The following is a 9,474-nucleotide window of genomic DNA, read 5'->3' as shown; positions in this document are numbered from 1 at the left end:
GGCCAATGGAGATCAGCCGGCTCACCTGGACTGCCTAGATCGCCTCGCGGTGAACCGGCAGCGGGCTCGTCTTGACCTTGACCCGCCGGGGCGCCCGTGGCTGCCCCGGCGGCCGCAGCAGCATCGAGCACGCCGCCGCGACCAGCGAGATGCCGCCGGCCAGGACGTACGCGCCGGAGAAGCCCCAGGCCGAGACCACCATCGCGCCCAGCCCGCCGCCGAACAGGCCGCTGACCAGTTTTGCGCTGTAGACCAGCCCGTAATTGGACGCGTTGTGGTTTTCGCCGAAATAGTCGGGGACCAGCGCGGCGAACAGCGGGAAGAAGGCGCCGCCGCCGAATCCGGAGATGACGGCGAAGACCAGGAACATGAATTGGTTGCGGGCATCGCCGGCCCACAACACTCCGAACTGTGCCAATCCCTCGATCACGAGCACGACCACCAGCGTCGGCTTTCGCCCCCACCGGTCCGATATCCAGCCGACGGCGCCCCGTCCCGTTCCGTTGATCACCGACATGACGCCCATGGACATGGCGGCCACCAGCGGGCCGAATCCGACCTCCTTGGCGAAGGGAACCTGGAAGGAGATGCCGAAGATCGACACCCCGGCGATGATGACGAGGCAGAACCACATCAGCGGCAGCATTCCGGTTCGGATGGCTTCCATCGGACCGTACTGCCGGGCCGCCGGGGGATTCTTGGAGAGGCTGTTCGCGGTCTTGCCGGTCGTGCGCGGGCTCAGCGGGTCGATATGCGCGGGCCACCAGTTCTTGGGCGGGTCCTTGAAGAAGAAGGCGCAGCAGCCCACCACGATCAGCACGTACAGCCCGACGAGGTCCAGCACCTCCCGGTAATCACCGGCGTCGAAGGTGTAGTTGAAGATGAAGATGAACGGCAGCGCGCCGTACGCGAACCCGCCGTTGACGAATCCGGTCTTGCCGCCGCGCCGCTCGGGGTACCACTTGCCGACCATGTTGATGCAGGTCGCGTAGACCATTCCGGCACCGGTACCGCCGATGACCCCGAAGCCGATGATCGCCTCGACGACGTTGTGCAGATGCGAGATCGACAGGAAGCCTACGCAGGCCAGCGCGGCTCCCAGGAACATCGCCGCACGCGCCGAGAGCAGCCCTTTCTCCCGCAGCCGGCCGGCGGGGAAGGCGATGCCGGCCTGGAAGAAGACCCAGACGCTGAGAATCCAGAAGGTGTTGGTGTTCGTCCAGCCGTGCGCCTTGTGGAGGGTGCTCTCGGCGGAGCCGTAGGCGTACTCGAAGACGCTGATGCCCATCATCGCGACCCACGGCAGGATCACCATCAGGCGGCGCTTGTGCCCGAGGATGTCGAGGTCGGTCTCGCCGACGCGGTAGACGCGCCCTTTGCTGTCCGTGATCTCCCGGTAGGCAGGAGTCGCGGCGTCGTGCCGACTGGTTTCCTGCCGGCCGACCTCCTGCTGGCCGACCTCCTGCCGGCCGATGTCCTGCTGCCCGTCGTTCCGTCGTTCCGCTGTGCTCATGCTGTTGTCCCCTTGGCTTCGAAAGAACCCGATCAGTTCCCCCTGTTCCGGTCTCTTCGCGAGCTCGGGGACGCGCTACAGCACCAAGTGGCCCACAGTTCGGGCACGTACGGCTCGTAGCGCACGTACTGCCCGTACAGCGGCCTTGACATGACCTTCCATCAAATCACCCCTTCCGATATGAGCTGCCGAATTTCCTTCTCGTCGATCCCCAACTCCTCGGCGTAGATCTCCGAGTTGTGCTCGCCGAGCAGCGGCGAGCGGTCGATGGCGGTGGGGGAGTCGGAGAGCTTGATGGGTGAACCGACGGTGGTGAACGTTCCGCGCTCGGGATGTTCGACCTCGACGACCATTCCGTCGGCGGCGAGCGAGGCGTCCGCGAGGATCTCTTTGGTGGAGAGGATCGGGCCGCAGGGAATGCGGTGCGCGGTGAGCCGTTCCAGCACGTCCCACTTGGGCAGCGTGCTCGTCCATTCCTCGATCAGCTGGAACATCTTGCCGAGCTTGGGCAGCCGGGCCTCGGGCGTCGCCCATTCCGGGTCCGCCGCCAGTTCCGGGCGGCCGAGCAGTTCGGCGATGGGCGGCCAGCCGGCGGGCTGGACGATGACGTAGACGTAGTCGTTGGGGCCGCCGGGCGCGCACTTGACCGCCCATCCGGGCTGGCCGCCGCCGCTCGCGTTGCCGGAACGCGGCACCTCGTCCCCGAAGCCCGCGGTCTGCCCACCGATCGAGGGATACTCGGCCAACGGACCGTTCGCGAGCCGCTGTTGATCGCGGATCTTCACCCGGCAGAGGTTGAGCACGGCGTGCTGCATCGCGACGTTCACGCGCTGCCCGCGCCCGGTGTGCTCGCGCTGGTAGAGGGCGGCGAGGATGCCGGCGACCGCGTGCACGCCGGTGCCCGAATCGCCGATCTGCGCGCCGGTCGCCATCGGCGGCCCGTCCGCGAGGCCGGTCGTGGCCATCGACCCGCCCATGGCCTGCGCGACCACCTCGTACGCCTTGAACTCGGTGTACGGGCCGTCCCCGAAACCCTTGATGGAGGCGTAGACGATCCGGGGGTTGATCTCCTGGATCCGCTCCCACGCGAACCCCATCCGGTCCACCGCGCCGGGCCCGAAGTTCTCCACCAGCACGTCCGAGCGGCGGATCAGCTCGGTGAGGATCTCCTTGCCGCGTGCGGTCTTGGTGTTGAGGGTGATGCTGCGTTTGTTGCAGTTGAGCATGGTGAAGTAGAGCGAGTCCACGTCGGGGAGATCGCGGAGCTGGCTGCGGGTGATGTCTCCGGTGGGGGCCTCAAGTTTCACCACGTCCGCGCCCATCCAGGCGAGGAGTTGAGTGGCGGACGGGCCGGACTGCACATGTGTCATGTCGAGCACACGCACACCTTCAAGTGCCCTGGCTGTGCCGTGTGTTGCCACAGCGGGCCTCCTTACTTTTCGCACCTGTGCCGCGCGGGGGAGGGGGCGATGCCCCATTCGCAGTAGATTGCATACAGTCGACGAATACTGTATGAACCTTGGTACTCCCACTCGGCGGTCGCTGTCCAGAGGGCAGGGGAGAGGCTGCGGAAAAATTGAGACAAGAACAATCGGGAAGGCTGGGGAGGGGCGGGCGCGCGGCTCAGCTGGGCCCGCCGGCGTACGCGACCGAGCTCGAAGGGGCCATGGACGCAAGGGACTTAGGACCGCTCATTGAATTCCCGGAGCCGCGTTGAAGCGCTGAGGGCCCGGAGGGCTGAAGAGCGGCTGGAGGACGACCGAAGGACGACCGAAGGACGATCGAAGGCTGGCTGAAGGACGACTGAAGGGCTGCTCAGCCGATGCCTTGCCGATCGGGGAGCAGGGCGAACGCGCGGTCGGCGGCTTCCGGGACCGTACGCTCCACGGCCTGGACGAGGAGCGTACGGTGCCGGGCCAGCGGCACCCGTCGCTCGTCGTCGGCGAGCCACCACAGATCGTCGAGTGCGGCCATCATCCGCCGGCTGACCTGTGGGTTTCCTTCAACGCACCCCCGGATCTCGCTGAACCCGAGATCGACAAGGTCGGTCCAGGCGGGCAACTCCTGCACCAGTCGCACCGCACCCTTCGCGTCGCGGTGATGCAGCACGCCCAGCGGCCGGTCCGCGACGGCTGCCAGGAACTGGGTGATCCGGTCCAGACACTGCACGGCGGTCGTCGGATCGTTCACGGCGGGGGACAGGGCGCGCAGCGCGATGTCGGAGAGCTGGCGCAGCCCGAACGCCGGGTCCTGGTGGTACGTGCGCTCGACGCCGACGGTCATGGTGTGCCGCAGGGCGCGCCGCGAGGGTTCGGTGCCGCCGTGCACGGCGAGTACGGGCGTCCCCGGCACCACGAAGTCCCCGATCCGCGGTACGAGCCGCAGCACCGTCCCGTTCCGCCGGGCGATCCGTACGAGCCGCGCGATATGCACATCCCGCAGCACCCCGGCCCGCCCCTGGTACGCGGCCTCGGCCACCGCCTCCGGCAGTACGGGCGTCTCCCCGCTCCCGTGCTCGTACCGGTCGAGCACCCGGAACGCCTCGCGCGTGATCCGGTCGACGACGTGGCTGACCCGCATCAGCCGGATCGTCGAGTTCACATAGGCGATGAACAACACCAGACTCACGAGCACCAGAACCACACAGGTGAGACTGGAGATGACGGGCACGGTGGACACCGTGCGCGGGTTCGTGTCGCCTTCGTAGGACGCCTGCACCAGCAGGGCGAAGAGGAAGGTGGCCAGAAACACCGCGAACGTGCACTTGGTGATCCGGCTGCGCACGTAAAGCCGCACCACGCGCGGCGAGAACTGTCCGCTTGCCATCTGTAGCGCGACCAGGCTGATCGAGAAGACCACACCGATGAAGGTCAGCATCGCCGACCCGACGGCGGTGACGATCGTCTTGGTGTCCTCGGCGATCTTGATCAACGAGCGGACGGTCCCGTACTCACCCCCGTCCTGCAACACCTCGATCACCAGGTTGTCCAGCGCGAGCACCACCGCGGCCAGCGCGATCGCCCCGACGAGCCCCACCGCGGGCGTGAACCAGAACGTATCCCGCAGATGCTCCCGCAACGGCGAGAGCGGCCGTGGCCTGCGCATCCCACCGATCTGTACTGTTTGACCGCTATCACCCATAAATAGAGGTTATGCCCTAGGTGAATAGCCAGGTGAAAGGCACTCCGAAACCTTGGTATTGTTGTCCATGTCGCCGCGGGCAACGCCCCGCACCGACAACACCTGGTCCGGGTGGCGGAATGGCAGACGCGCTAGCTTGAGGTGCTAGTGCCCTTTATCGGGCGTGGGGGTTCAAGTCCCCCCTCGGACACCAGCTGAGACCCCTGTTCATCAGGGGTCTTCTGCGTTTCTGGGGTGTGGCGTGACCAACCACGTGACCAACAGCCCAGAGATTTCCCAGGTCAGACCAGGGACGACAGGCCAATCCTGTTGGCTCCGGAGGCGGAGAGCTTCCGGTCGTAGGCGGAGGGGCAGGGGACGCTGTCGGCGGTGAGCCGTTGGGCGATGGCGAAGAGGCCGATGCCCGCGAGGTGCTCGGCGAAGATCCGTACCACGACCCAGGCGGCGGCCGGGCCCGTTTTTCTTCCTTCGAGCTTCGAACGCGGCAAGGGCGGTGCGTACGAGGCGGATGTGACACTCGAAGTCGAGCACCAGCCCGGCGTCGTACCCGGGTACTCCCTGCTCACCGGTAAAGCGGCGTAGGGACTCCCGGGTTGGGGCGAGGCCCCGTAGTGGGAGGGCCTGCGTCTGGTCCACGTAGCCGACTGACAGGATCAGGCGGACCAGGTACGTCTTCAGGACGGTCTGCGCTACGTTCCGGCCATCGAGCCGGGCTTCTTCCCGCCATGGCTCAGCCCCCCTCGGTGCGTTTCGCTACACCGGACCCCCGCATTCCCCTGGTGGGCGTGAGCGGCAGCCGCCCCGTGGGTCCGGGCCTGTGGCGCGTACGAATCAGGGCGGGCAGCCGGTTTCGGTCTGGCCGGAACTGAGAGGTCCGATTGGCCTCTGGGGTTACGGCGCAAGGACGCCGTTCACGCCCTCGACGGCTTGTCCGGAAGAGACATGGAGAGCCACCGAAGCCCGACGCCTAGGCTCCGGCTAGCTCCTTTGGACCACCCCATCCTCATCGGCGGGGCATTCCCGCGTCCGACGTGCCGTGCACGCAGACGGGAGAAGCACTCATGGCAGGTGAACCGATCACGAGCACCGGTACCGGACCACAGCCGGCCGGCCTGCCCGACGGAGCGATCGCCACGGTCGCGGGCACCGGTGCCGCCGGGTATCTCTCCGACGGCGGGCCCGCGCCGCTCACCAAACTCAACCTGCCCATCGGCCTCGCCGTCGACCAGCAGGGCAACCTCTACATCGCCGACCGCGCCAATCACCGGATCCGCAAGGTGACCCCCGACGGGGTCATCACCACCCTCGCCGGCAACGGCCAGGCGGGGTACGTCTCCGACGGCGGGCCCGCGGTCGCCACCCGGATCAACGAACCCATCGACGTAGCCGTCGACGACGCCGGCAACGTCTACATCGCCGACGCCGGCAACCATCGGATCCGCAAGGTGACTTCCGCCGGGATCATCACCACCGTCGCCGGCAACGGCGAAGCGGGCTATGTCTCGGACGACGGTCCGGCCGTGGCGACCCGGCTCCACCACCCCCACGGCATCGCCGCGGACCGCGAGGGGAACGTGTACTTCAGCGAGTGGTCCAACCACCGGGTCCGCAAGGTGACCCCTGCCGGCATCATCACCACCGTCGCCGGCAACGGCCAGCCGGGCTACGTCTCGGACGGCGGACCGGCTGTCGCCACCCGGCTTCAGTACCCGTCCGGGGTGGCTGTGGATTCCGGGGGAAACCTGTATATAGCCGACTGCGGGAACCACCGGGTGCGCAAGGTGACGCCTTCCGGGATCATCACGACCCTCGCGGGCAACGGCACCGCCGGATACGTCTCGGACGGGGGGCCCGCCGTCGCCGCCGGCCTCTATTACCCGCACGGCGTGGAGCCGGACACCGCGGGGAACCTGTACATCGCCGACGGCAGCAACCACCGCGTGCGCAGGGTGTCCGCCAACGGCATCATCACCACCGTCGCGGGCAACGGGGTCGCCGGCTACGTCGACGACGGCGGCCCGGCCGTCTCCACCCGGCTCTACAACCCGAGCGGAGTGACGCTGGACGCCGCGGGAAATCTGTACATCGGCGATCACAGCAACCAGCGGGTCCGCGGTGTGACGGCCGTGGCGGACATGGCCCCGCCGCTACCGCCCGCCGCGGACCTGTACGGCGAGAGCGTCTCTCCGTACGCTGTCCAGCGCGGCCAGGCGTTCGACCTCGGTGTCCGGATCAAGAACCGAGGCCCCAACCCGGTGGACGGCCGGTTCGTCACCGTCGTACTGAACCTCGCCGGCGGCCTGGTGGGGGTGCCGGCCACCGGCGAGCGGCGGCTGGGCCGCACCTTCACCGGTCAGCAGCTCCCACCCCACCAAGGCTCCTTCGACGGTGTCTTCCGGGTCAGCGCCCCCGACACCACGCCCCCGGGGATCTACCACTCCACGCTGGAGATTCAGTACAGCGGCGACATCGACCTCAAGGACAACGTCGAGCAACTGCCCGTGACGGTGGTCGTCCCCGCACCGGTCGGCGACGAGACGGCCCTGACCGTCATCCAGGACACGGTCCCCACCGCCGCTCCCGGGCAACGGACCGTCTTCACCATGAAGTTCACCTCCGGCACCGGTCAGCCGGTCAACCCGGGGATCATCGTCCAGCGCTTCACCGCGCCGGACGGCTTCACCTTCAGCGGCCGGCCGGCGTACGCGTACCACGACACCGTCCACGGCATCATCACCGGCAGCCTCGACCACAGCATCGAGGACTCAGGGCAGACCCTGATCATCACGGCGAACCCCCACCTCAACACCACCGCCAGCGACACCGGCACACTCATCTACACCATCCCGGCTCAGGCCCGGGCGAATGCCCTGCCCGGCCGTTACGACAACGGCTCCGCGAGCATCGGACGCCTGGCCCCGGTCCAGATCTCCGGCGCCGTCACCGGCGCCCAGTCGGATCTCACCGCCCGGGTGACGCAGACGAAACAGAACCAGGCGCGAGTACGGCCCGGAGACCAGTGGGCGTACCCGGCGGTCCTCCAGATCACCAACACCAGCCGACGCGCCATCGGCGCCGAACAGGTCGTGCTGACCGCTCCGGAGGGTCTGCGGTTCACGGAGGACCGGCTGGTGCTGTGGCACGAGGACGCCGGGCAGGAGGTCGTCAACGCCGCCCAGCGGTCCGCCGACGGCCGTCAGCTCACCTGCCGCCAGGCGCGCCTGGACATCGCCCCCGGCGCATGGGTCCTGCTCTACCCGGAGATGGAGGCCGACTCCTTCGCGACGCCCGGCACGGTCAGCGTGAGCCTCCAGCTCGGCACCCCGCCCTTCGCCGCGGGCCAAGCCTCGATCGTCATCGAGACGCCGTAGCAGAACCGCAGGGGCCGCTCCAAGGACGGCCCCTGCCTCACGCCCTTCCCAACCCGCTCCCAGCAGGAAGCAGAGACATCGAGCATGAGCACTCCGGCGACACCTCAGAACCCGCAGCCGCCCGACCCCGAAACCACCGGCATCCGGACCCTGGGCCACGCCAACCGATTCGCCGTCTGGGACAGCGAGTTCCGCTACGACGGCCGCATCCGCGTTCCGATGGGCGTAAAAATCAAGGAGGTCAAGTACTCGTACACCGGCAACAGGCAGGTGGACATCGCCGCGACGGAGGTCAAGCGGGGCCGGGGCGGCATCGGCCAGGAGTACGAGGTCATCGATCTCACCTTCCTCGAAGACGCCGACCTGATCACCTTCACCCTGCGCGGCGATCTCAACGTCGACGCCGACCCCCGCCCCGCGTACGGCCGCACATACCAGATCCGCGTCGACGTCGTCCTCGGCAACGGGGATGTCCGCACGGCGAACCCGGAGATCGAGGTACTCGCCGGCGCCTGGAACAGGAGCGATCCGGAGAAGGTCGGCCGGCCCTTCGTCCGGCTGCCCTACGACAACAACTGGGGCGGTAGCCCCAACAGCCAGGCGGGCTTCGGCCTCGTCGCGGACGACGGCCGTATCGCCGGTGACAAGTTCATCATCGACCTGGTCAATCTGCGCCAGGGCGAGCAGGGCGTGGCGAGCAACAGCAGCGACCACGTCTACTACCAACTCGTCCACGAGGACGGCACCCCCTCGCACTACACCCCGACCCCGCAGGTGCACAAGGCCGACGGCCACAGGGACAGCGGCACGGGCCGCAAGGTGACCCTCCCCGCGCTCGACCTGCGGCAGCTGGGCGACAAGCCGGGCTACTACCGCTTCCTGGTCTGGCCGCAGTCCGCCAACCCGGACAACTCCCCCAGCAACCTGCGCTGGGACGAGGCGAAGCCGGAGGACGCCTTCCAACTCGGCAGCGTCTACTACCGGTATACGGCGCCGCACAACGTCGACACCGGGCTGCGGGCGAGCATCAAGACACAGACGCTGACCGCGACCGCGGGCCAGGACCGCTGGATCTACCCGCCCTTCGTCATCCGCAACACCGGCCAGCGCACCATCGGCACGGTCAAGGCCGTCTTCACCGCCCCCGAAGGGCTGCGGTTCACCGAGGAACGGTTGGCGTTCACCCGCTGGGAGGACGAGGGCCACGAGGTCGTCGCCCCGGCGGTGCTGTCGGCCGACCGCCGCACCCTGACCTGCCCGGCCGTGCCGCTGAACCTGGTGCCGAGCGGGCCCGGCAAGGACGCCTGGGCGTCGGTCTATCCGGCGCTGGAGGTCGAGGCGACGGCCCCGGCCGGGCGGGCCCTGGTCGGCATCCAGCTGGGCGAACCGGTCTTCGCCACCGCACAGGACACCGTCGAGATACGCCCCAGGGGCTGACCTGGGCAACGG

6 protein-coding genes and 1 tRNA gene are annotated in these 9,474 nt (G+C 68.2%); 3 read left to right on the top strand and 4 right to left on the bottom strand.

All coding sequences use genetic code 11. The annotated features are described in order from the left end of the window. Positions 1-34: 34 nt before the first annotated feature. The 3 genes from ACFU99_RS21180 to ACFU99_RS21170 form a co-directional block, all read right to left on the bottom strand. On the bottom strand, positions 35-1,513 hold the full coding sequence (locus ACFU99_RS21180) for an OFA family MFS transporter (protein WP_384394238.1): 1,479 nt from the start codon (positions 1,511-1,513) through the stop codon (positions 35-37). A 161-nt stretch (positions 1,514-1,674) separates the two neighbouring features. Beyond that, positions 1,675-2,934, bottom strand: a complete 1,260-nt coding sequence (frc, locus tag ACFU99_RS21175) for a formyl-CoA transferase (protein WP_384394236.1) — start codon at positions 2,932-2,934, stop codon at positions 1,675-1,677. A 394-nt stretch (positions 2,935-3,328) separates the two neighbouring features. Then, positions 3,329-4,618, bottom strand: a complete 1,290-nt coding sequence (locus ACFU99_RS21170; protein WP_384394234.1) for a DUF2254 domain-containing protein — start codon at positions 4,616-4,618, stop codon at positions 3,329-3,331. Between the two features lie 141 nt (positions 4,619-4,759). Between ACFU99_RS21170 and ACFU99_RS21165 the strand changes: the two genes are divergently transcribed. Beyond that, positions 4,760-4,847, top strand: a tRNA-Leu gene (locus ACFU99_RS21165). An 88-nt stretch (positions 4,848-4,935) separates the two neighbouring features. Here ACFU99_RS21165 and ACFU99_RS21160 read toward each other — a convergent pair. Then, on the bottom strand, positions 4,936-5,142 hold the full coding sequence (locus ACFU99_RS21160) for a hypothetical protein (protein ID WP_384394232.1): 207 nt from the start codon (positions 5,140-5,142) through the stop codon (positions 4,936-4,938). A gap of 573 nt (positions 5,143-5,715) precedes the next feature. Here ACFU99_RS21160 and ACFU99_RS21155 point away from each other — a divergent pair. Both ACFU99_RS21155 and ACFU99_RS21150 read left to right on the top strand, forming a co-directional pair. Continuing rightward, the gene (locus ACFU99_RS21155; RefSeq protein WP_384394230.1) at positions 5,716-8,025 is read left to right on the top strand and encodes an NHL repeat-containing protein; all 2,310 of its coding nucleotides are present in this window, start codon (positions 5,716-5,718) and stop codon (positions 8,023-8,025) included. An 84-nt stretch (positions 8,026-8,109) separates the two neighbouring features. Then, on the top strand, positions 8,110-9,462 hold the full coding sequence (locus tag ACFU99_RS21150) for a hypothetical protein (protein WP_384394228.1): 1,353 nt from the start codon (positions 8,110-8,112) through the stop codon (positions 9,460-9,462). The last annotated feature ends 12 nt before the right edge of the window (positions 9,463-9,474 follow it).

The organism is Streptomyces sp. NPDC057654 (assembly GCF_042800135.1).
GTDB lineage: Bacteria > Actinomycetota > Actinomycetes > Streptomycetales > Streptomycetaceae > Streptomyces.
This window is presented reverse-complemented; position numbering and strand designations above follow the sequence as displayed.

Excerpts from the sequence above, each read along its gene's own strand:
- ACFU99_RS21180 (WP_384394238.1), bottom strand. The coding sequence starts at position 1,513 with ATGAGCACAGCGGAACGACGGAACGACGGGCAGCAGGACATCGGCCGG.
- ACFU99_RS21170 (WP_384394234.1), bottom strand. The coding sequence starts at position 4,618 with ATGCGCAGGCCACGGCCGCTCTCGCCGTTGCGGGAGCATCTGCGGGAT.
- ACFU99_RS21155 (WP_384394230.1), top strand. The coding sequence starts at position 5,716 with ATGGCAGGTGAACCGATCACGAGCACCGGTACCGGACCACAGCCGGCC.
- ACFU99_RS21150 (WP_384394228.1), top strand. The coding sequence starts at position 8,110 with ATGAGCACTCCGGCGACACCTCAGAACCCGCAGCCGCCCGACCCCGAA.